Source organism: Enterobacter sp. E12, from assembly GCF_014596715.2.
Lineage (GTDB): Bacteria > Pseudomonadota > Gammaproteobacteria > Enterobacterales > Enterobacteriaceae > Enterobacter > Enterobacter bugandensis.
Window position 1 is genome coordinate 845,046 of record NZ_CP115601.1, and the last position, 22,066, is coordinate 867,111.

At 56.6% G+C, this 22,066-nt stretch carries 19 protein-coding genes; 9 read left to right on the forward strand and 10 right to left on the reverse strand.

The genetic code is table 11. The features are described 5' to 3' along the window. The first annotated feature begins 2 nt into the window (after positions 1 to 2). The 3 genes from fhuC to fhuB are packed head-to-tail and all read left to right on the forward strand — an operon-like array spanning position 3 to position 3,669. Positions 3 to 800 (forward strand): Fe3+-hydroxamate ABC transporter ATP-binding protein FhuC, encoded by a 798-nt coding sequence (gene fhuC / locus IB212_RS04020; protein ID WP_059354876.1) that lies wholly within the window; start codon positions 3 to 5, stop codon positions 798 to 800. After that, positions 800 to 1,690: a Fe(3+)-hydroxamate ABC transporter substrate-binding protein FhuD gene (fhuD, locus tag IB212_RS04025; protein ID WP_163332630.1), complete on the forward strand. Its 891-nt coding sequence runs from the start codon at positions 800 to 802 to the stop codon at positions 1,688 to 1,690. Before fhuC ends, fhuD begins: the two co-directional genes overlap by 1 nt. Further along, entirely contained in the window at positions 1,687 to 3,669 is a 1,983-nt protein-coding gene (gene fhuB / locus IB212_RS04030) for a Fe(3+)-hydroxamate ABC transporter permease FhuB (protein ID WP_163332629.1), read from the forward strand. Before fhuD ends, fhuB begins: the two co-directional genes overlap by 4 nt. A 93-nt stretch (positions 3,670 to 3,762) precedes the next feature. On the opposite strand, the gene hemL is transcribed toward fhuB, so the two are convergent. After that, the gene (gene hemL / locus IB212_RS04035; protein ID WP_041911201.1) at positions 3,763 to 5,043 is read right to left on the reverse strand and encodes a glutamate-1-semialdehyde 2,1-aminomutase; all 1,281 of its coding nucleotides are present in this window, start codon (positions 5,041 to 5,043) and stop codon (positions 3,763 to 3,765) included. A 177-nt stretch (positions 5,044 to 5,220) separates the two neighbouring features. Here hemL and clcA point away from each other — a divergent pair, with 177 nt between their 5' ends. Continuing rightward, positions 5,221 to 6,621: a H(+)/Cl(-) exchange transporter ClcA gene (clcA, locus tag IB212_RS04040; protein ID WP_041911200.1), complete on the forward strand. Its 1,401-nt coding sequence runs from the start codon at positions 5,221 to 5,223 to the stop codon at positions 6,619 to 6,621. 79 nt (positions 6,622 to 6,700) lie between these two features. Further along, the gene (gene erpA / locus IB212_RS04045) at positions 6,701 to 7,045 is read left to right on the forward strand and encodes an iron-sulfur cluster insertion protein ErpA (RefSeq protein WP_008501923.1); all 345 of its coding nucleotides are present in this window, start codon (positions 6,701 to 6,703) and stop codon (positions 7,043 to 7,045) included. Positions 7,046 to 7,103: 58 nt separating this feature from the next. On the opposite strand, the gene IB212_RS04050 is transcribed toward erpA, so the two are convergent. The 3 genes from IB212_RS04050 to mtnN are packed head-to-tail and all read right to left on the reverse strand — an operon-like array spanning position 7,104 to position 9,240. Continuing rightward, on the reverse strand, positions 7,104 to 7,727 hold the full coding sequence (locus tag IB212_RS04050) for a TRIC cation channel family protein (RefSeq protein WP_028015568.1): 624 nt from the start codon (positions 7,725 to 7,727) through the stop codon (positions 7,104 to 7,106). Between the two features lie 21 nt (positions 7,728 to 7,748). Further along, a complete protein-coding gene (btuF, locus tag IB212_RS04055; protein WP_188245742.1) occupies positions 7,749 to 8,549 on the reverse strand; it encodes a vitamin B12 ABC transporter substrate-binding protein BtuF in 801 nt (266 codons plus the stop codon). Next, entirely contained in the window at positions 8,542 to 9,240 is a 699-nt protein-coding gene (gene mtnN, locus IB212_RS04060; protein ID WP_028015570.1) for a 5'-methylthioadenosine/S-adenosylhomocysteine nucleosidase, read from the reverse strand. The genes btuF and mtnN overlap by 8 nt, the downstream gene beginning before the upstream one ends. Before the next feature lie 82 nt (positions 9,241 to 9,322). On the opposite strand from mtnN, the gene dgt reads away from it, so the two are divergent. The 3 genes from dgt (at position 9,323) to cdaR (ending at position 13,709) form a co-directional block, all read left to right on the forward strand. Beyond that, positions 9,323 to 10,837 (forward strand): dGTPase, encoded by a 1,515-nt coding sequence (gene dgt / locus IB212_RS04065; protein WP_028015571.1) that lies wholly within the window; start codon positions 9,323 to 9,325, stop codon positions 10,835 to 10,837. A gap of 131 nt (positions 10,838 to 10,968) precedes the next feature. Then, the gene (gene degP / locus IB212_RS04070; RefSeq protein ID WP_028015572.1) at positions 10,969 to 12,405 is read left to right on the forward strand and encodes a serine endoprotease DegP; all 1,437 of its coding nucleotides are present in this window, start codon (positions 10,969 to 10,971) and stop codon (positions 12,403 to 12,405) included. A 146-nt stretch (positions 12,406 to 12,551) separates the two neighbouring features. Beyond that, positions 12,552 to 13,709, forward strand: coding sequence for a DNA-binding transcriptional regulator CdaR (gene cdaR / locus IB212_RS04075; protein WP_032644978.1), 1,158 nt, complete (start codon positions 12,552 to 12,554; stop codon positions 13,707 to 13,709). Between the two features lie 92 nt (positions 13,710 to 13,801). Here the strand turns inward: cdaR and IB212_RS04080 are convergent, their stop codons facing one another. The 3 genes from IB212_RS04080 to IB212_RS04090 all read right to left on the reverse strand — a co-directional run bounded on the left by IB212_RS04080 (position 13,802) and on the right by IB212_RS04090 (position 16,630). Beyond that, entirely contained in the window at positions 13,802 to 14,188 is a 387-nt protein-coding gene (locus tag IB212_RS04080) for a DUF3461 family protein (RefSeq protein WP_014168696.1), read from the reverse strand. A 213-nt stretch (positions 14,189 to 14,401) separates the two neighbouring features. Further along, positions 14,402 to 16,084: a hypothetical protein gene (locus IB212_RS04085; protein ID WP_188245741.1), complete on the reverse strand. Its 1,683-nt coding sequence runs from the start codon at positions 16,082 to 16,084 to the stop codon at positions 14,402 to 14,404. A 9-nt stretch (positions 16,085 to 16,093) separates the two neighbouring features. After that, positions 16,094 to 16,630, reverse strand: a complete 537-nt coding sequence (locus IB212_RS04090; protein ID WP_047363662.1) for a hypothetical protein — start codon at positions 16,628 to 16,630, stop codon at positions 16,094 to 16,096. 251 nt (positions 16,631 to 16,881) lie between these two features. On the opposite strand from IB212_RS04090, the gene IB212_RS04095 reads away from it, so the two are divergent. Next, complete coding sequence (locus tag IB212_RS04095; RefSeq protein ID WP_188245740.1) at positions 16,882 to 17,514, forward strand: DNA-binding protein; 633 nt, start codon at positions 16,882 to 16,884, stop codon at positions 17,512 to 17,514. Here IB212_RS04095 and dapD read toward each other — a convergent pair. The 3 genes from dapD to map all read right to left on the reverse strand — a co-directional run bounded on the left by dapD (position 17,511) and on the right by map (position 21,900). Further along, positions 17,511 to 18,335 (reverse strand): 2,3,4,5-tetrahydropyridine-2,6-dicarboxylate N-succinyltransferase, encoded by an 825-nt coding sequence (gene dapD / locus IB212_RS04100; RefSeq protein ID WP_008501915.1) that lies wholly within the window; start codon positions 18,333 to 18,335, stop codon positions 17,511 to 17,513. The two genes, IB212_RS04095 and dapD, sit on opposite strands and share 4 nt — an antisense overlap. Before the next feature lie 32 nt (positions 18,336 to 18,367). Beyond that, positions 18,368 to 21,043, reverse strand: a complete 2,676-nt coding sequence (gene glnD, locus IB212_RS04105; protein ID WP_051486222.1) for a bifunctional uridylyltransferase/uridylyl-removing protein GlnD — start codon at positions 21,041 to 21,043, stop codon at positions 18,368 to 18,370. Between the two features lie 62 nt (positions 21,044 to 21,105). After that, a complete protein-coding gene (map, locus tag IB212_RS04110; protein ID WP_028015578.1) occupies positions 21,106 to 21,900 on the reverse strand; it encodes a type I methionyl aminopeptidase in 795 nt (264 codons plus the stop codon). Positions 21,901 to 22,066: the final 166 nt, after the last annotated feature.

Consider the following 22,066-nt stretch of genomic DNA (forward strand, 5'->3'; position numbering starts at 1 on the left):
ACATGCAGGATAATAAAACGCAATCCGACACCACCTTTACGCTCAATAATCTCTCCTTTCGCGTACCCGGGCGCACCCTGCTGCATCCGCTCTCTCTGACGTTTCCTGCCGGTAAAGTGACGGGCCTAATTGGCCACAACGGTTCCGGTAAATCCACGCTGCTCAAGATGCTGGGACGCCACCAGCCACCTTCTGAAGGGGATATTCTGCTGGACGATCGGCCGCTGGAGGGCTGGAGCAGTAAAGCCTTTGCCCGCAAGGTGGCCTACTTGCCGCAGCAGCTGCCGCAGGCGGAAGGGATGACGGTGCGTGAGCTGGTAGCGATTGGCCGCTATCCGTGGCACGGGGCGCTTGGCCGCTTCGGCGTCGCCGACCGGGAGAAAGTAGAAGAGGCGATTGCGCTGGTAGGGCTAAAACCGCTGGCGCATCGCCTGGTGGATAGTCTGTCCGGCGGTGAACGTCAGCGGGCGTGGATTGCGATGCTGGTGGCGCAGGACAGCCGCTGCCTGCTGCTGGATGAACCGACCTCGGCGCTGGATATCGCCCATCAGGTCGACGTGCTGGCGCTGGTGCATCGCTTAAGCCAGCAGCGCGGCCTGACGGTGATCGCTGTCCTGCACGATATCAACATGGCGGCGCGCTACTGTGACTACCTCGTCGCGCTGCGCGGCGGTGAAATGATCGCTCAGGGCACGCCATCTGAGCTGATGCGCAGCGAAACGCTGGAACAGATTTATGGTATTCCGATGGGTATTCTGCCTCACCCGGCCGGGGCTGCACCGGTGAGCTTTGTCTACTGATGCTGGATTCAACATACATTAGCCGCCGTCGCCTGCTGACGGCCATGGCGCTCTCGCCGCTGCTGTTGAAGATGGCCCCGGCCCGCGCCGCCGCTATCGATCCGCACCGCATCGTGGCGCTGGAGTGGTTACCCGTCGAGCTGATGATGGCCCTGGGTATCACGCCCTACGGCGTGGCCGACATTCCCAACTACACCCTGTGGGTGAATGAGCCAAAACTGCCGGACTCGGTCATCGACATCGGTCTGCGCACGGAGCCAAACCTTGAGCTTCTCACGCAGATGAAACCGTCTTATTTATTCTGGTCTGCGGGGTATGGCCCGTCGGAAGAGATCATGGCGAAGATTGCGCCGGGACGAGGCTTTTCCTTTAGCGACGGTAAAAAGCCGCTGTCCATGGCAAAAAATTCTATCCACGAGATGGCCCAGTTCCTCAACCGGGAAGCGGAAGCAAAACAGCATCTCGATGAGTTTGACGCGCTGATTGAGTCTCTTAAGCCGCGTTTTGCCCGCCGTGGCGATCGGCCTTTGCTGATGGTGACGCTGCTCGATGCCCGCCATATGCTGGTCTTTGGAAAGAACTGCCTGTTCCAGGAAGTGCTCGACAACTTCGGCATTCGCAACGCCTGGGAAGGCGAGATGACGTTCTGGGGAAGCACCGCCGTGGGCATCGACCGCCTGGCGGCGTTTCGCGACGTCGACGTGCTGTGCTTTGACCACGGCAACGAGCGTGAAATGCAAACCCTGATGGCGACCCCGCTCTGGCAGGCGATGCCGTTCGTGCGCGAGCAGCGCTTCCTGCGCGCCCCTGCGGTATGGTTTTACGGCGCGACGCTGTCGGCAATGCACTTTGCCCGCGTGCTGGACAACGTGATGGGGGGCAAAGCATGAGTACGCGTATTGCCCGTTTCCCGGCGCTGCTGCTGGGGCTGATTTTTCTGGCGGCGCTGGCGCTAACCGGGTTCAACCTCTCCACGGCACTGCCGCGCGAGCAGTGGGCGGCCGCGTTTGCCGCCCCGGATATCGACAATATTCAGCAGATGTTGTTTCACTACAGCCTGCTGCCGCGTCTTAGCATCTCCCTGCTGGTCGGGGCGGGGCTGGGGCTGGTGGGCGTGCTGTTCCAGCAGGTGCTGCGTAACCCGCTGGCGGAGCCAACCACGCTGGGCGTGGCGACGGGTGCACAGCTGGGGATCACTATCACCACCCTCTGGACCCTGCCGGGGGCATTAACCACGCAGTTTGCCGCGCTGGCAGGTGCCTGCGTCGTGGGCGCGCTGGTCTTTGGCGTGGCCTGGGGAAAACGTCTCTCGCCGGTCACGCTGATCCTCGCCGGGCTGGTCGTCAGCCTCTACTGCGGCGCGATCAACCAGCTGCTGGTGCTGTTTCACCACGACCAGCTGCAAAGCATGTTTATGTGGAGCACCGGCACGCTCACCCAGACCGACTGGAGTATCGTCCAGCGCCTGTGGCCACAATTGTTTGGCGGCGTGGTGCTCACGCTGCTGCTGCTGCGCCCGCTGACGCTGATGGGGCTGGATGATGGCGTGGCGCGCAACCTGGGGCTGGCGCTGTCGCTGGCTCGTCTGGCGGCGCTCACGCTGGCGATTGTGCTGAGCGCTCTGCTGGTTAACGCGGTTGGCATCATCGGGTTTATCGGCCTCTTTGCGCCGCTGCTGGCGAAAATGCTCGGGGCGCGTCGCCTTCTGGCACGTCTGCTGCTGGCGCCGCTGATCGGGGCGTTGATCCTCTGGCTTTCCGATCAGATCATTATCTGGCTGGCGCGCGTCTGGATGGAAGTGTCTACCGGGTCGGCAACGGCGCTTATTGGGGCGCCGCTGCTGCTGTGGCTGCTCCCGCGTCTGCGCAGCATCAGCGCCCCAGCGATGGACGCGGGCGATAAGGTCTACGCTGAACGTCAGTCGGTGCTGTGGTTCAGCCTTGCCGGTCTGGCGGTGTTGCTTATCGCCTCGTTTGCCGCCCTCGCGTTTGGGCGCGATGCCGCAGGCTGGCACTGGGCAACGGGTGACTTACTCAACGAACTGCTGCAGTGGCGCTGGCCGCGTATTCTCTCCGCGCTGATTGCCGGGGTGATGTTGGCGGTGGCGGGCTGTATTATTCAGCGTCTGACCGGTAACCCGATGGCAAGCCCTGAAGTGCTGGGGATCAGCTCCGGCGCAGCCTTTGGCGTGGTGCTGATGCTCTTCCTGGTGCCGGGCAATGCTTTTGGCTGGCTGATGCCTGCCGGGAGTATCGGTGCGGCGGCCACGTTGATGATTATTCTGGTTGCCTCTGGCCGCGGCGGATTTTCTCCGCACCGCATGCTGCTGGCCGGTATGGCGCTCAGCACCGCCTTTACTATGTTGCTGATGATGCTGCAGGCGAGCGGCGATCCGCGCATGGCGAAGATCCTGACCTGGATTTCCGGCTCAACGTACAACGCCACCGCCAGCCAGGTTGCCTGGTCAGGAAGCGTTATGATCGTGCTGCTGGCGATGGTACCGCTGTGCCGTCGCTGGATGACCATTCTGCCGCTGGGGGGCGAAACCGCGCGTGCGGTTGGCTTAGCGCTGACGCCAACGCGCGTCGCGCTTCTTCTGCTGGCGGCGTGTCTGACGGCAACCGCCACCATGACCATCGGTCCACTAAGCTTTGTAGGGTTGATGGCGCCGCATATCGCCAGAATGATGGGTTTCCGACGGACGATGCCACATATTGTGATGTCGGCCCTGACGGGCGGGGTCATTCTGGTGTTTGCCGACTGGTGTGGAAGGATGGTGCTGTTCCCGTATCAGATCCCGGCGGGCCTGCTGTCGACCTTTATCGGTGCGCCTTACTTTATCTATCTGTTGAGAAAGCAGAGTCGGTAATAAAAGCAAACGGCAATCTTTAGATTGCCGTTTTAGTGTTTGCTCCCTCTCCCTGTGGGAGAGGGTTGGGGTGAGGGCATCAAGCCGCACATCTTAAAGCTTCGCAAACACCTTACGCGCCGCGTCGATGGTGTTATTGATATCTTCTTCGCTGTGCGCCACGGACATAAAGCCCGCTTCGAACGCGGACGGTGCCAGGTACACGCCTTCTTCCAGCATCAGGTGGAAGAAGCGCTTGAAGCGTTCAACGTCGCACTTCACAACGTCCTGATAGCGGGTCACGGTTTTCGCATCGGTGAAGAAAATCCCGAACATGCCGCCCACGTGGTTAACAACCAGCGGAATTCCCGCTTCTTCTGCGGCTTCCAGCAGACCGTTTGCCAGCTGCGTGGTACGGTCCGTCAGGGTTTCATGAATACCCGGCTGCGCCACTTCGGTCAGACAGGCGAAGCCTGCAGCCATGGCAATTGGGTTACCGGATAGCGTGCCCGCCTGGTAAACCGGGCCGGTTGGCGCCAGGGCTTCCATCACGTCCTTACGACCGCCGAAAGCACCGACCGGCATGCCGCCGCCGATGATTTTGCCGAGGCAGGTCAGGTCCGGCTCAACTTCATAATAAGACTGGGCGCCCGCCAGTGCCACGCGGAAGCCGGTCATCACTTCATCGATGATCAGCAGCGCGCCGAACTCATCGCACAGCGCGCGCAGGCCCGGCAGGAAGTCAGGCTGCGGAGGGATGCAGTTCATGTTGCCCGCAACCGGTTCAACGATAATGCAGGCGATCTCCTGCGGATACTGCTCGAACGCCGCGCGAACGGTGTTCAGATCGTTGTAGGTGCAGGTCAGGGTGTGCTTCGCGAAATCAGCAGGTACGCCAGGCGAGTTTGGCTGGCCGAGGGTCAGCGCGCCGGAGCCCGCTTTCACCAGCAGGCAGTCCGCATGGCCGTGGTAGCAGCCTTCGAATTTGATGATTTTGTCGCGACCGGTAAAGCCGCGCGCCAGACGGATGGCACTCATGGTGGCTTCGGTACCGGAGTTCACCATACGCACCATGTCCATGGTCGGCACCAGTTCGGTAACCAGCTCCGCCATTTTCACTTCCATCTCGGTCGGCGCACCGAAGCTCAGGCCGCGCTGCGCGGCTTCGATGACCGCGTTACGAATGGCAGGATGGTTATGTCCGAGAACCATCGGCCCCCAGGAACCGACGTAATCGATATAGGCTTTGCCATCGACATCATACAGATACGCGCCGTCAGCACGTTCAATAAACAGCGGCGTGCCGCCCACGCCGGTAAAGGCGCGTACTGGCGAGTTCACGCCACCGGGGATTAGCTCGCGGGCTGCACTGTAGAGGTTTTCAGACTTGCTCATGGCGTCGTTCCTGGTTCGTATAAAATGATTAAGCACACTATTCTAAGTGATCCGCAGAAGGTTATGAAATTTTTAGCCTGTTAATGCTTTAAGATTTGTTAAGTATTTTTCAGGCGTCGCAGGGAAGGTCTCTGGTAAAATCTTCGCGGCTTTTTGTATGACGAATAAGAACAGGACATGAAATCAGATTCCCCGTCTTTCGAAGAACAACAGTTTACGCGCGCCCAGCACCGAATCAGCATTCGGCGGCTGCTCAATCGCGATAAAACGCCGCTGGCGATCCTGCTGGCCGCTGCCGTGGTGGGTACCCTTGCAGGGCTGGTTGGCGTGGCGTTTGAAAAAGCGGTTAATGCCGTACTCAACTGGCGAGTCGGTACCGTAGCCGGTTTTGCCGATCGCGAATGGCTGGTCTGGGTAGCGGCATTCGGCCTGTCTGCGCTGTTTGCCATGGTGGGGTATTTTCTGGTGCGTAAATTTGCCCCGGAGGCGGGCGGGTCTGGCATCCCGGAAATTGAAGGCGCGCTGGAGGAGCTGCGCCCGGTGCGCTGGTGGCGGGTGATCCCGGTTAAGTTTATTGGCGGCATGGGGACGCTGGGCGCAGGGATGGTGCTCGGCCGGGAAGGGCCAACGGTGCAGCTTGGGGGGAACGTCGGCCGCATGGTGGGCGATCTGTTCCGCATGCGCAGCGCCGAGGCGCGCCATACGCTGCTGGCCACCGGTGCAGCGGCGGGGCTTTCTGCGGCGTTTAACGCGCCGCTGGCCGGTATTTTGTTCATCATCGAAGAGATGCGCGCGCAGTTCCGCTACAACCTGATCTCCATTAAAGCGGTGTTCACCGGCGTCATTATGTCGAGCATCGTCTTTCGCATCTTTAATGGCGAAGGGGCGGTGATTGAAGTCGGTAAACTGACCAACGCACCGGTTAACACCCTGTGGCTGTACCTGATCCTCGGCATGATTTTTGGTGTGGTGGGCCCGCTGTTTAACACCTTTATCTTACGCGCTCAGGATATGTTCCAGCGCGTTCACGGCGGCAATACCACGAAATGGGTGCTGATGGGCGGCCTGCTGGGCGGCATTTGTGGCGTGCTCGGCTTTATCGAACCGAATGCCGCGGGCGGCGGTTTCGGGCTGATTCCCATTGCCGCAGCCGGGAATTTCAGCGTGGGTTTGCTGCTGTTTATGTTTTTCTCCAGGGTCATTACGACGGTACTGTGCTTCTCCTCCGGCGCGCCCGGCGGGATTTTTGCCCCGATGCTGGCGCTGGGAACGCTGCTCGGCACCGCGTTTGGTATGGCGGCTGAGGCAGGTTTCCCCGCTTACCACCTGGACGCCGGCACCTTTGCAGTGGCCGGAATGGGGGCGCTGCTGGCCGCCTCCCTGCGCGCGCCGTTAACCGGCATCGTGCTGGTGCTGGAGATGACGGATAATTACCAGCTCATTTTGCCAATGATCATTACTTGTCTCGGCGCGACACTATTAGCCCAATTCCTGGGTGGAAAACCGCTATACTCCACCATCCTCGCGCGTACCCTGGCAAAACAAGAGGCGGAGCGGGCCGCCACGCAGAATACTTGAATGAATTACCAGGGTATTAGATAATGACGAAAAGAATTGGGTGAATTTTACCCAATAGCAGTATTCATGGGAGCATAAGATGAGTGATGACGTAGCTGTGCCGCTGGAGTTTACCGAAGCAGCAGCCAACAAAGTGAAAACCCTGATTGCCGACGAAGACAATCCGGATCTGAAACTGCGTGTCTATATTACCGGTGGCGGCTGCAGCGGCTTCCAGTACGGTTTTACCTTTGACGATCAGGTGAACGACGGTGATATGACCATCGAGAAGCAAGGCGTCGCGCTGGTAGTTGACCCGATGAGCCTGCAGTATCTGGTGGGCGGTTCGGTGGATTACACCGAAGGTCTGGAAGGTTCGCGTTTTGTGGTAACCAACCCGAACGCAACAAGCACCTGCGGGTGTGGTTCTTCGTTCAGCATTTAAGCCTGAATGCGGATTGTAGGCCCGGTAAGCGAAGCGCCACCGGGCTTATAAACGACGCCTATCTTGAAGTTTCATCCAGCGCAAACGTCGGCAGCTTCAGGTGCCAGCGTATCGCCGCTAAACGTATCACCAGCGTCACGACCATCCCCAGCATCGCGGCGTTTTCCAGCGGAAGTGCAAACGTGTAGTATGCGGTCGCGTGGACAATGCCGCCCGCAATACAGGCCGTTGCGTAAATTTCAGTACGCAGGATCATCGGCACCTCACGCGCCAGAATGTCGCGAATGATACCGCCGCCCACGCCGGTTAATACCCCCATGCAGATCGCCACCATTGGCCCTGTTCCGGCATTGAAGGCTTTATTCACCCCGATCCCCACAAACACGGCCAGACCGACGGCATCCAGTACCGGCAATATCCATTTGGGTAATCGGCGGGGCTGGCGAACCAGCACAATGGTCAACAGACAGGTCACCATCGCCACGACCAGGTCTGTAGGATCTTTCACCCAAAACACCGGGCCATTTGCCAGCGCCATATCGCGGATTGTCCCGCCGCCAACGGCGGTCACCACGCCAAGCACCAGCACGCCAAACGGATCCATGCGTAGTTTTCCGGCGAGCAGGACGCCGGAGATAGCAAAAACGGCTGTACCAAGAATATCCAGCCAATAAACGAGCATCGTTAAATCCTCGAACGTATGTTAATGACCCTCTGCCAGGGCGGCACAGAGCTGTTTTGCGGCGAGGATAATACGCGGGCTGGCGCGTTCAAACCAGTCACCGTTGAGTGGGATCACCGGAATTTTTAGCTGGCTCTGCCAGAATTGTTTAATTTTAGGAATCTCGCTCGCATTTCCGACCACGACGATGGCCTGTGGCTGGCGCGCCAGAACCTGCTCACGGCTCACCTGAGGCCACGGTACCCGGCTGGCAGCAAAGATATTTTCACCGCCGCACACTTCCAGCACCTGGTTCTGAATCGAGCCTTTTCCGGTGGTAAACAGCGGCTGGCTGCCGAACTGCAGGAAGATGCCCTTTTTAACAGGCGTATCGTATTGGGCTTTCAGCGCGGCATAGTCGCTGAGCATCTGGTTCGCCGCTCTCTCGGCTTTTTGAGGCGCAGGGCTATAAGGGGCCAGGGCGCGCAGAGCCTGAGCGACCTGCTCAATACTTACCGCGTCAACCCACATGACCTTGATGCCAAGCGAGGTGAGCTGGTTAACCTGCCGCTCGGCGTTACCGCCGCGCCAGGCCAGCACGAGATCCGGCTTAAGCGCCACAATGCGCTCAAGATTCATCCCTTGCCAGGTTGCCACTTGCTCAATGCCGGCCGCCTGTGGGGGGTAATCTGAAAAGCTGCTGACGCCAACGGGGGTGATCCCGGCGGCAAACGCCAGTTCGGTATTAGCGGGAGAAAGGGTAATCACACGCGGCGCGGCGAACAGCCACGCCGGTGCAAGCAGCAGCAGGGCGGCCAGCGCCCTGATAGACCGTTTAGCCACGCGCCAGGTTCTGCACCAGGCGTTCCACCATCACGGTGGACTGTTTTGCCGCAACGGCCAGGAACTCGTCGAAGCTGATGTGAGACTGCTGGTCTGCCACGTCAGAGATGGCGCGAACCACCACGAACGGTACGCTGAAATTGTGGCAAACGTGCGCAATCGCGGTCGCTTCCATCTCTACGGCAACCGCCTGCGGGAAGTTATGACGGATTTTCGCCAGACCGACGGAGCCATTGATGAACGCATCACCGCTGACAATCAGGCCGCGTACCGCGTTGAGATTGAGTTCAGCAATGCAGGCTTCAGCCGCCGCTATCAGTTTATCGTCAGCTTTAAACCCTGCCGGGCAGCCCGGAAGCTGGCCATACTCGTAGCCGAACGCGGTGACGTCAGCATCGTGGTAACGCGCTTCGTCGGAGACAACGATATCACCCACTTTCAGCGTCGGTGCCAGACCGCCTGCTGAGCCCGTGTTAATGATGACGTCCGGCTTGCAGCGCTCAAGCAGCAGGGTCGCACCCAGCGCAGCAGCCACTTTACCGATGCCTGATTTCAGCAGAGCCACCTCAACACCGTTCAGCTGTCCGGTGTAGATCTCACAACCCCCGAGAGAGAGGGTCTGACGGTTCTCAATTTTGTCACGCAGGAGCGTAACTTCTTCTTCCATTGCACCAATAATGCCGATTTTCATAGATTTACTCGCGATGTGCCTTGTTAAGAGGCATAGTCTATCATGCGGTTAAGGGGAAACGCATTCTCACGCGGGGGAGCACATGTCACCAATCGATTTTCGTACCAAAATTAACTGGCACCGACGTTTCCGTTCGCCGCAGGGCGAAAAGAGCGAACATGAGATCCTGCGTATCTTCGAAAGCGATCGCGGCAGGATTATTAACTCGCCCGCCATCCGGCGTCTGCAGCAAAAGACCCAGGTATTCCCGCTGGAGCGTAACGCCGCGGTGCGCACGCGCTTAACCCACTCCATGGAAGTGCAGCAGGTCGGGCGTTATATTGCCAAAGAGATTTTAAGCCGCCTCAAAGAGCAGCGTTTACTGGAAACCTATGGCCTGGATGAGCTGACGGGGCCCTTCGAGAGCATCGTTGAGATGGCCTGCCTGATGCATGACATCGGCAACCCGCCTTTTGGCCATTTTGGCGAGGCGGCTATTAATGACTGGTTTAAACAACGGCTTTATCCGTCGGATGCGGCAAGTCAGCCACTCAGCGATGACCGCTGCATCGTGCGCGATTTACGCCTGCGTGAAGGCGAAGAAGGGCTGAACGATCTGCGCCGCAAAGTGCGCCAGGATCTCTGTCACTTTGAGGGCAACGCGCAGGGGATCCGGCTGGTGCACTCCCTGATGCGCATGAACCTGACCTGGGCGCAGGTTGGCTGCATTTTGAAATATACGCGTCCCGCGTGGTGGATGGGGGAGACGCCCGCATCCCATAGCTATTTAATGAAAAAACCGGGCTATTACCTTTCCGAAGAGGCATATATAGAACGGCTGCGTAAAGAACTTTCCCTGACGCCAAACGGCCGATTCCCATTGACGTGGATTATGGAAGCCGCCGACGATATTTCCTATTGCGTGGCTGACCTGGAAGATGCCGTTGAGAAAAGAATATTCAGCGTCGAGGAGCTTTATCAGCATCTTTATGCGGCATGGGGAACCCATGAAAAAGGATCGCTGTTTGCGCAGGTTGTCGAAAATGCCTGGGAAAAATCGCGCTCAAATACGTTGAGCCGCAGTACGGAAGATCAGTTCTTTATGTATTTGCGGGTCAATACATTAAATAAACTGGTGCCGTATGCCGCCTCGCGCTTTATTGATAATTTGCCGCAAATCTTTAGCGGGGAATTCAATCACGCGCTGCTGGAAGATGACAGCAGTTTCAGCCAACTCCTTGAGCTTTATAAACATGTGGCGATGCGGCATGTGTTCAGCCATCCTGATGTCGAGCAGCTGGAACTGCAGGGATACCGTGTAATCAGTGGATTACTGGAAATTTATTCCCCGTTGCTTCAGCTCTCCGTCGAGGAGTTTAGCGAGCTGGTGGAAAAAGAACGCGTGCGGCGAATTCCTATCGAATCCCGGCTTTATCAGAAACTTTCTACCCGCCATCGGCTGGCGTATGTCGAAGCGATGGGTAAGCTGGATCGCCACGCTCTGGAATGGCCGGTGATGGAATATTATTATCGCTGCCGTCTAATCCAGGACTATATCAGCGGCATGACCGATTTGTATGCCTGGGATGAATACCGCAAGCTCATGGCCGTGGAATAATTCCGGAGTTTTGTAAAGAAGGCCAATAAATTTTTACCTTTTCCATAAACTTATGGCCGGAACTAAGCGGTATAAAATGAATCTGAGTTACACAGCAATTTTGCGTTACCTGTAAATCGAGATTGAGAAACATGAAAAAAACCACATTAGCAATGAGTGCACTGGCTCTGAGTTTAGGTTTAGCGCTGTCTCCTCTGACTGCTACTGCAGCCGAGACCGCGTCGTCGGCAGCAACCGCGCAGCAGATGCCAAGCCTGGCACCGATGCTCGAAAAAGTGATGCCATCGGTGGTGAGTATTAACGTTGAGGGCAGCACGACCGTCAATACGCCGCGCATGCCGCGTAACTTCCAGCAGTTCTTCGGTGACAATTCACCGTTCTGCCAGGACGGTTCGCCATTCCAGAGTTCTCCGTTCTGTCAGGGCGGTGGCGCAGGGGATGACGGCCAGGGCGGCGGCCAGCAACAGAAATTCATGGCGCTTGGTTCCGGTGTGATTATTGATGCCGCAAAAGGCTACGTGGTCACCAACAACCACGTTGTGGATAACGCCAGCACCATTAAAGTTCAGCTGAGCGATGGTCGTAAATTCGATGCTAAAGTGGTGGGTAAAGATCCGCGCTCCGACATCGCGCTGATCCAGATTCAGGATCCGAAGAACCTGACGGCGATTAAAATTGCCGACTCCGATGCGCTGCGCGTGGGCGATTACACCGTCGCTATCGGTAACCCGTTCGGTCTGGGTGAAACCGTGACCTCCGGTATTGTCTCTGCGCTGGGCCGTAGCGGCCTGAATGCGGAAAACTATGAAAACTTCATCCAGACGGATGCGGCCATTAACCGCGGTAACTCCGGCGGTGCGCTGGTGAACCTGAACGGCGAGCTGATCGGTATCAACACCGCTATTCTGGCACCGGACGGCGGCAACATCGGGATCGGCTTTGCTATCCCGAGCAACATGGTGAAAAACCTGACTGCTCAGATGGTGCAGTACGGCCAGGTGAAACGCGGTGAGCTGGGTATTATGGGCACCGAGCTGAACTCCGAGCTGGCGAAAGCGATGAAGGTGGATGCGCAGCGCGGTGCGTTCGTCAGCCAGGTTATGCCGAACTCCTCTGCAGCGAAGGCGGGCATTAAAGCGGGTGATGTAATCACCTCTCTGAACGGTAAACCGATCAGTAGCTTTGCCGCCCTGCGTGCGGAAGTGGGCTCGATGCCAATTGGCAGCAAAGTGACCCTTGGCCTGCTGCGTGACGGCAAACCGGTTAACGTAAGCCTGGAGCTGCAGCAGAGCAGCCAGAATCAGGTGGACTCCAGCACCATCTTCAGCGGAATTGAAGGCGCAGAGATGAGTAACAAGGGCCAGGACAAAGGCGTGGTGGTGAACAACGTGAAAGCAAATTCACCTGCTGCCCGTATCGGCCTGAAAAAAGGCGATGTGATCATGGGGGCTAACCAGCAACCGGTGAAAAACATCGCTGAACTGCGCAAAATTCTCGACAGCAAACCGTCCGTGCTGGCGCTGAATATCCAGCGCGGTGACACCTCAATTTACCTGCTGATGCAGTAATTCTCTTAAGCCCCTGTACGCAGGGGCTTTCTCGTTTCTGTGACGCCTACCGCAACTCCATACTTCCCCCTCTCACTTTGTGCATTCGCACAATGCAGTCGCTGCTGAACTTCCCTATGCTTGAGCTCTGCTCACAGGAGGGTTACATGGCTGGCTGGCATCTTGATACCAAAATGGCGCAGGATATCGTGGCGCGCACCATGCGCATCATTGATACCAATATCAACGTAATGGATGCCCGCGGGCGCATTATTGGCAGCGGCGATCGCGAGCGTATTGGGGAATTGCACGAAGGAGCCCTGCTGGTGCTCTCTCAGGGCCGCGTGGTTGATATCGATGATGCGGTAGCAAAACACCTGCACGGCGTGCGTCAGGGTATCAACCTGCCGCTGCGTCTGGAAGGGGAAATTGTTGGCGTCATTGGCCTGACGGGCGAACCGGAATCTCTGCGTAAATACGGCGAGCTGGTCTGCATGACGGCGGAAATGATGCTGGAGCAGTCGCGCCTGATGCATCTGCTTGCCCAGGACAGCCGCTTACGTGAAGAGCTGGTGATGAACCTGATTCAGGCGGAAGAACATACGCCTGCACTCAGCGAATGGGCGCAGCGTCTGGGGATCGATCTGAACCAGCCGCGCGTGGTGGCGGTGATTGAGGTCGATAGCGGACAGCTTGGCGTAGACAGCGCGATGGCCGAGCTGCAGCAGCTGCAAAATGCGCTGGCGACGCCGGAGCGCGACAACCTGGTGGCGATCGTCTCGCTGACGGAAATGGTGGTACTCAAACCCGCGCTCAATGCGTTTGGCCGCTGGGATGCTGAGGACCATCGTCGTCGCGTGGAACTGCTGATTTCCCGTATGCAGGAGAACGGCCAGTTGCGTTTTCGCGTTGCCCTGGGCAATTACTTTACCGGGCCGGGAAGCATCGCCCGGTCCTGGCGTACCGCGCGCACCACCATGATGGTGGGCAAGCAGCGGATGCCGGAGAGCCGCAGTTATTTCTATCAGGATCTGATGCTGCCGGTGCTGCTCGACAGCCTGCGCGGCGGCTGGCAGGCCAATGAGCTGGCCCGGCCATTAGCGCGCCTGAAGGCGATGGACAACAATGGGTTGCTGCGCCGGACGCTGCAGGCGTGGTTTCGCCATAACGTGCAACCGCTGGCGACCTCAAAAGCGCTGTTTATTCACCGCAATACGCTTGAGTACCGGCTAAACCGGATCTCGGAGCTGACGGGGCTGGATTTGGGAAACTTTGACGACAGGCTGCTGCTCTATGTCGCGTTGCAGCTGGACGAACAGAGATGACTGAGTGCGGTCTGGTGCCCTCACCCCATCCCTCTCCCACGCGGAGAGGGCGCAAACACTAAAAACGGCAATCAGGGATTGCCGTTTTTCTTTTATTTCCGCGTTAATTTCTCAAGATCCGCTTCAATCTCGCTGATCTTGTTGGTGACTACGCTTTCAAGGTGACGCAGATCGTCGAGGATCTTACGTTTGAGATCGACTTCAGTGCGATCGCGCTGGCAAATCTGATCGAGTTCATCGATCACATAGCGCAGGTTAGGGCTGATTTCCTGCACCTCTTTGTACCCTTGTCCTACGCCGTCAGCGACGACGGTCTTACGCTGGCGTGGATATTTAAACTTCACGCTCTTGGCGAAAAACTCTCCTTTATCCTTGTGAAAATAGATTTTTAAAATGTCGTTGTTGGCTTCCTGGCGAAGGCTGTAACGATCGATTTCATCAGGATTGGTAATGCCCAGACTTTTCAGATTATCGTACATAGCGGTACCCTTATCTCAACATAACCTTTGAATAATTAACGAAAAAATTCCTTTTTGCCACCCTCATATACAAAAAAAGCGGGGTCGATCCTGATTACATTTCACTGAAATTACCGGGCAGGGAAGGTGCATTGCCCCCACTCGTTTATTGTTGTTTTTAACGACTACGTCAAGTGGAAATCAATTTAATACCAAAACCTGACGATCTGAGCGCTAGCGCAGTAAGGTGATGGAGGCCAGCATTTCGCTTTCCGAGGTGTTAATTTCCTGTTCCAACAGTTCGTCGATCCGCTGTTTTTTGATTGCCTGATTGACGCCGAACAGATCGAGCTTATCCAGCAGGAACATCACCAGCGCCGTAATCACGGCGGTCAGGACTGATGAGAGTAAAATGGGGAGCGGTCCTGGTAGACCAAGGCCGCTGAGCCATGACTCAAGGCCAATAGCCGCAAAGACGGAAAGAGAACCTGCTACAAGCTTAAGAATGGCATCGCCTTTTTGGGCCATACTGCTGTGTTTATCCCTGAGGATCGGTACCGTCTGCATCAGGACCTTAAAGCCTTCTTTTACCATCCGCATGATGTTTTTGAACACGCCAACGAAGCAGTTAACAATCCCTTCCAGCAGCATCGACACGAAATTTTTAATAAAGCCGACGGCAACATCTTTTAATAAAACGACAGCGTTTTTGAGAATGTGATCTTTCATGCGACCAAGACGAATCGACAGAGCCTGCGAAAAATCGCTCGCACCTACGCCAGCTTCAATACCGTGCGTTAAACAGCTGCGCAGCTCATAGTAAAGAGGCTTGATAATGAAGAGAATGAGATCGCCCAGCGACTGATGACCTGATGCCTGGGCCGCATCTTTCGCCAGAACTTTTTGGACGTCGCGATCCTTGCGGATATTATCAAATACGGTTTCATTGGTTTTGGTATCCATCGTTTGCTGCGCGATGTCCATTTTCTCGACCATCACCTGCCGCGTTTTGATTTCCTCTTCTGTCAGCGGATGCGCGACATCTTTTTTCCCTTTTTTGACAACTACAAAGCCCTGATCGATCTCCTGCTGGAGTTCTTCGCGGGTTTTAGCGAACTTACCGGTTTTCTCGCCACGGTTGTTTTGCATGGTGGTAACAGCATAATTTTCGTCAATATTGAGAATATTTTTGATGTCATCAAGCTTCAGAGCCTTGTTGCTTTTGAGGTTGTTGCATACTTCGGCGCAGGAGACGACATGATCGACTTCGGCAGCCTGCTTCTGCTCTCCCTCGCTTTTCGCATGTTTTTTGTACTGGTAGATCGTGCCGTTACCATATTCATCCTCAGCGCGCAGATTACCGGAGAAATGGTTCTCTTTACGGGCCTTCATTTTTGCACCATCGCGCATGTTCAGAGAGTCGTTGTTGCGCGTCATTTCGCCGCCGTTAAACGACGATTGTTCAGAAAAACGGTCAATGTTTTGACGCTCGTTCAAGTGCTCGCTGTAGCTATCCAGCATAAAGGCATTTCTTTCGGGCGCTTCGTAACTGAACGCCCGGCACTCCTGGTACAGGCGGGACGGGGTAACACCTTGTCGGGTGCCGATATTGCAGGCGCGCATTGTGCCGTCGAGCAGGCTGAGAAACACGGGTTCGAGGATATTGTCGATTGCGCTGCCCGTTGAGATTACGTTCAGGCGGGCCATAACGTCGTCGTTGCTGACCGCCAGGTTGGCCCCCATGATCGCTTCGCGGTAAATGCTGCCTGTATCGCACCCCTTTATAAATGCAGCATCGACTTCTCCGGTCAGATGAGCTTCGATGGCGGACGCCGTCGCCACGGATTTTAGCGCAGGGGCATTCCGCACCTGTTGCAGCTTTTTCATTCTGGCGAGATGTGCATTAAGATTTGTCATCCGTCGTCCTCAGGCCGCAACCAGTAAGTTCCAGGAGGCCATAAAATCACTTTCGCTTTGTGTTCTTAGCTCATCCTGACTTGCCATCATGCCAACAATGAGGCTAAACCTCTCCAGGCTTTTCGCATCGTTAAGCTGATATTCATTTATAAGTGACCAAACCGTTGGCAGATTGGGCGGTGTTTCGACCATCTCGACGATCTTCTGCTGAACGGCTTGAGGTAACTTTTCCCGCGGAACAAGACCAGACACTGCATCATCCAGCAGGGCAATATTTTCCGCTGGGGTCTTGCCATTAGCCTTGATGCAGCATGTCCCCAGCGCATACGCCGCGAGGATAAAGTCATCCCGTTTACTGATATCGCGCATCTTGTCCGCCAGTTCAGTCTGGAGTTTTTTGATCTTTTCGGCGTATTCAGCTTTTGCGATCTGCTGCCCTTCAGCAATCCCTTCGTCTTTGCCGTTATTTTTTCCCCATAAATACGTCCCGGCCAGAGTGACCAGACCTGCGATCCCCGCACCAATTATTTTGCCGTAATGACTCATTGCACGATTCCCGTTTATTGCCCGCAAGGCCAGATTATTTTTTGCTGTTCACGAATAATATCGTTAATCCTGTTTTTCAACAAACCTATGTTTTAAAAGAAAAAATTTGCATTAGGTAACGAGGCGAACTTGCTTGTAAAGAGATTCATCATTGTTACTTCAGGTGAGAAAAGGCGAGCGAGACGGGTATTCAAAAGCGGGGAAATGAGGCAAAGTTATCGCACGAAAGCGTAGCCCGCGGGGATAATGACATGTCAGGACGCATTGATTATCAGATCGAAAAATACAGCTTTGGCGCCGCAGATGAGAGCCCAAGGCTCACGCACCAGTGGGCAGAAGTTGCCGCAGAGTGCCGCCAGCTAAAGGCGGGTGCGGAAGAGCGTTTACGTATTGCCTTAGTGAACGTGGATTATGTCACCAGCTTCGAACTGCCGTTCCGACTGGTGCTGACCCGCGCCCCTCAGCTTATCGCCGGGCTGCGCGATGAGTTTCAGCTAAGCCAGAAGAACGTCATCTTTAACGGCAAGCGCCTTGGCTGCGTCTACAGCCTGAAAGCCGATCTCAATGCAATTCCTGAGGCTTTTCAGTACCGCATGAGCACCCGCATTCGGCGGATCGATCCCACCGGGCTTACTGCAGAGCCCTTCCGGCAGATCGCCAAAGAGGTAAAAGCGCCGCGTGAGCGACTGAAGCTGGCGCTGGAGTCGGGTCTGGCTGTGACGGCTCTCGACGGGCTTTTCTGGCTGGGGAGCCAGCGTATGGCGGCGGATATCGCAGGGTTGAGAAAAAAGGGAATGGCAATCGCGACTGCGGAAACGGACGTTTATGATGATTATACCGGGACGCACAGGCGCGTCCCGGTTTATCAACGCGTCGGGGATTAGTCGATGGTGCGCAGCAGTTCGTTGATGCCCACTTTACCGCGGGTTTTCGCATCCACTTTCTTCACGATAACGGCACAGTACAGGCTGTATTTACCGTCTTTTGACGGCAGGTTACCGGAAACGACCACTGAGCCCGCCGGAACGCGACCGTAGTGCACTTCACCGGTTTCGCGATCGTAAATGCGGGTGCTCTGGCCGATGTAAACGCCCATGGAGATCACGGAGCCTTCTTCCACGATCACGCCTTCAACCACTTCTGAACGCGCGCCGATGAAGCAGTTGTCTTCGATGATGGTCGGGTTAGCCTGCAGTGGCTCCAGAACGCCACCGATGCCGACGCCGCCGGACAGGTGAACGTTTTTACCGATCTGCGCGCAGGAACCGACGGTTGCCCAGGTATCGACCATGGTGCCTTCGTCAACGTACGCACCGATGTTCACATAGGATGGCATCAGCACGGTATTACGTGCGATGAATGCGCCCTGACGTACTGCCGCTGGTGGTACCACGCGGAAGCCTTCTTTCTGGAAACGCGCTTCGTCGTAATCCGCGAATTTCATTGGCACTTTATCGAAGTAGCGGCTTTCTGCTCCGTCGATAACCTGGTTATCGTTGATGCGGAAAGAGAGCAGCACGGCCTTCTTCAGCCATTGATGAGTGACCCACTGACCGTCGATTTTTTCTGCCACGCGCAGGGCGCCGGAATCCAGCAGGGAAATAACCTGGTTTACCGCTTCACGGGTCACGGTATCCACATTTGCCGGGGTGATCTCGGCGCGACGCTCAAAAGCGGACTCAATAACGTTCTGTAACTGCTGCATTGTTTACTCTTTCCATTTCACTAAAAAACACGTCACCCTTTATCGTTTGGATTGAGGGCTGCTGTCAACCGTTGTTGCACTTCAAGCTGCAGGTCATTATTAAGGGCACGCCGGTCTGCGGTGGCGATTATAAATAAATCTTCTACTCGCTCGCCAATGGTTGTAATTCGGGCCCCATGGAGCGAAATTCCCAGATCGGCAAAAACCTGGCCGACCCGGGCGAGCAGCCCTGGCTGGTCGAGCGCGATCAGCTCCAGGAACGATTTACGGTCGGTGTGGGTCGGCAGGAAGTTGACCTCGGTATCGACAGTAAAATGACGCAGTTTCGCCGGCTGACGGCGCGGCTGCGGTGGCTGCCAGCTGCGCTGCGTGATCGCCTGCTCCAGACCGAAGCGTATCCCTTCATGCCTGTCCGAGGACAGCGGGCTGCCGTCCGGCTCCAGCACAATAAAGGTATCCATCGCCATGCCGTCGCGGGTGGTAAAAATCTGCGCGTCGTGAACGCTCAGGTTACGCCTGTCCAGCTCGGCGCAGACGGCAGCAAACAGATAAGGCCGGTCCGGGCTCCAGATGAATATCTCCGTTCCGCCGCGCGTGGCCTGCGGGCTCAGCAGGATCATCGGTTGAGACAGATCGTGCTTCAGCAGGTGCCGCGCGTGCCAGGCAAGCTGGTTTGCGCTGTGGCGCACAAAATAGTTGGCACGGCAGCGGGCCCAAATCTGATGCAGCGCTTCTTCATCAATGTTATCCATCCGCAGCAGCGCCAGCGCCTGCAGCTGGTGATGACGCACGCGCTCGCGCATGTCCGGGGTGTTTTGCATCCCGCGTCGCAGCTGTTTTTCGGTGGCGAAGTACAGCTCGCGCAGCAGGCTCTGCTTCCAGCTGTTCCACAGGGTCTCGTTAGTGGCGCAAATATCGGCCACCGTCAGGCAGACCAGATAGCGCAGACGGTTTTCCGTTTGAACTTCTTCGGCGAACTGCTTAATAACCTCAGGGTCCTGAATATCGCGACGCTGGGCTGTGACCGACATCAGCAGGTGATGGCGCACCAGCCAGGCGACCAGCTGCGTTTCGCGCGAGTTGAGACCGTGCAGTTCGGCAAATTTCAGCACGTCCTGCGCGCCCAGCACCGAGTGATCGCCGCCGCGGCCCTTGGCGATGTCGTGGAACAGGGCGGCAATCAGGATCAGTTCCGGATGGGTCAGGCGCGGCCACAGCTCCACGCACAGCGGGTGGCGGGAGCGCGTCTCTTCTTTGGCAAAGCTTTCCAGCTTGAGCATCACGCGGATGGTGTGTTCATCCACCGTGTAGGCGTGGAACAGATCGAACTGCATCTGCCCAACGATGTGCGACCACTGCGGCATATAGGCCCACAGCACGCTGTGGCGGTGCATCGGCAGCAGCCCGCGGCTGACGGCACCCGGATGGCGGAGCATGCTCAGGAACAGTGAGCGCGCTTCCGGGATGTAACACAAAGGCTGCGTCAGATGGCGGCGCGCGTGGCGCAGATGGCGCAGGGTGGTGGAGTAGATCCCGGTGATGGTGCTGTTGCGCACCATGGTGTAGAACATCCGCAGGATCGCTTCCGGCTCGCGGATAAACAGCGTTTCGTCGCGCAGATCGATAAGCGTGCCGCGCAGCTGGAATTCATCGTCAATCGGGCGCGGCTTTTCGTCGGCAGTCAGGGCCAGAATGGCCTCGTCGAACAGCTGCAACAGCATCTGGTTCAGCTCGGTAACCCGGCGGGTGACGCGGAAGAAATCCTTCATCATCTGCTCAACCGGCTCGTTGCCTTCGCCCTGATAGTTCAGCCGCTGCGCTACGCTGAGCTGACGGTCAAACAGCAGGCGGTTATCGTAGCGGGTAACTTCCAGATGCAGGGCAAAACGGATGCGCCACAGCAGGTGCAGACACTCGTTCAGCTCGTTACGCTCGGCCTCGGTCAGGAAGCCAAAGCCGACCATCTCGTCCATCGAGGTGGCGCCAAAGTGACGACGGGCGACCCACTGTAACGTGTGAATGTCGCGCAGGCCGCCGGGGCTGCTTTTAATATCAGGTTCAAGATTATAGCTGGTGCCGTGGTAGCGCTGGTGGCGCTGGTTTTGCTCCTCGACCTTGGCGGCGAAGAATTTCTCAGATGGCCAGAAGCCGTCGCTGAAAATATGCTTTTGCAGCTCCAGAAACAGCGCGACGTCGCCAATCAGCAGGCGGGTTTCAATCAGGTTGGTGGCGACGGTCAGGTCCGATAGCCCCTCCAGCAGGCACTCTTCCAGGGTGCGCACGCTGTGGCCGACTTCAAGCTTGACGTCCCACAGCAGAGTCAGCAGCTCGCCTATTTTCTGCGCCTGTTCGTCCGGCAGCTTTTTGCGGCTCAGGATCAGCAGGTCGATATCGGAAAGCGGATGCAGCTCCCCGCGGCCATAGCCCCCGACGGCAACCAGCGCGACGTCGCTCACCTGCCCGAAACCGTAGTCGATCCACAGACGCTGCAGGAGCTGGTCGATAAATTCGGTGCGCGCTTCGATGAGCTGCTCGGCAGAGACGCCCGCGTCGAACGCGCTGCCCAGCCAGCGGTGGAAAACATCCATATGGGCTTTTATGTGCGCGCAGGTCAGCTCGTGCGGCGGCCAGACGCCCGGGTTATCGGGCTGGTCGGGGAGGGTGGGAAGTGCTGTGTTAGCATACTGTTCGGGTAATAGATTACTCATCGTGCGCCACCCATAAGAAAAAGCTATCGCCATTAAAAAAGCCGGCATTTGCCGGCTTCTTATCACTCAATGTTCGTCAGTATCGCCGGGATGGTGTCATCCTTGCGCAACGTCATAATTTCGCAGCCGTTGTCCGTTACCACAATAGTATGCTCGTACTGGGCAGACAAGCTTCTGTCTTTGGTTTTCACCGTCCAGCCGTCTTTCATGGTGCGAATGCGGTAGTCACCGGCGTTGACCATCGGTTCGATGGTGAAGGTCATCCCTTTTTGCAGCACCACGCCGCCGTCATCGGCATCATAGTGCAGAACCTGCGGCTCTTCATGGAAGACGCGGCCAATGCCGTGACCGCAGTATTCGCGCACCACGGAGAAACCTTCCGCTTCCACGAATTTCTGAATTGCGGCACCGAGGGTGCGCAGGCGGATGCCCGGCTTAACCATTTTTAGCGCCAGGTACAGGCTCTCTTGCGTCACTTTGCACAGACGCTCGCCCAGAATCGTTGGTTTGCCAACGATGAACATCTTCGAGGTGTCACCGTGGTACTCGTCTTTAATGACGGTCACGTCGATGTTGACGATATCGCCATCTTTCAGCAGTTTTTCGTCGTCCGGAATACCGTGGCAAACCACTTCATTAATAGAGATGCAGACGGATTTCGGGAAGCCGTGGTAGCCGAGACAGGCGGAAACCGCGTGCTGCTCGTTAACGATATAGTCATTACAGATGCGATCCAGTTCGCCGGTGCTGACGCCCGGCTTCACGAACGGCTCGATCATTTCCAGCACTTCCGCGGCCAGACGACCGGCGACGCGCATCTTTTCAATTTCTTCAGGTGTCTTAATAGAGATAGCCATGTAATCTGTCCATCGGTGTCGATTTTTTCGACAATACTAGTCTAAGTGTCGTCAATGGTATCAGTCAGGCACGCCCCGTGCCAAATTGAGAATCATTAACAGCACACTCCGCCAACAACTGTTGGTTTCTGGTCGTGTTTTGTGGTATAAAGCGCGCCGGACTTCC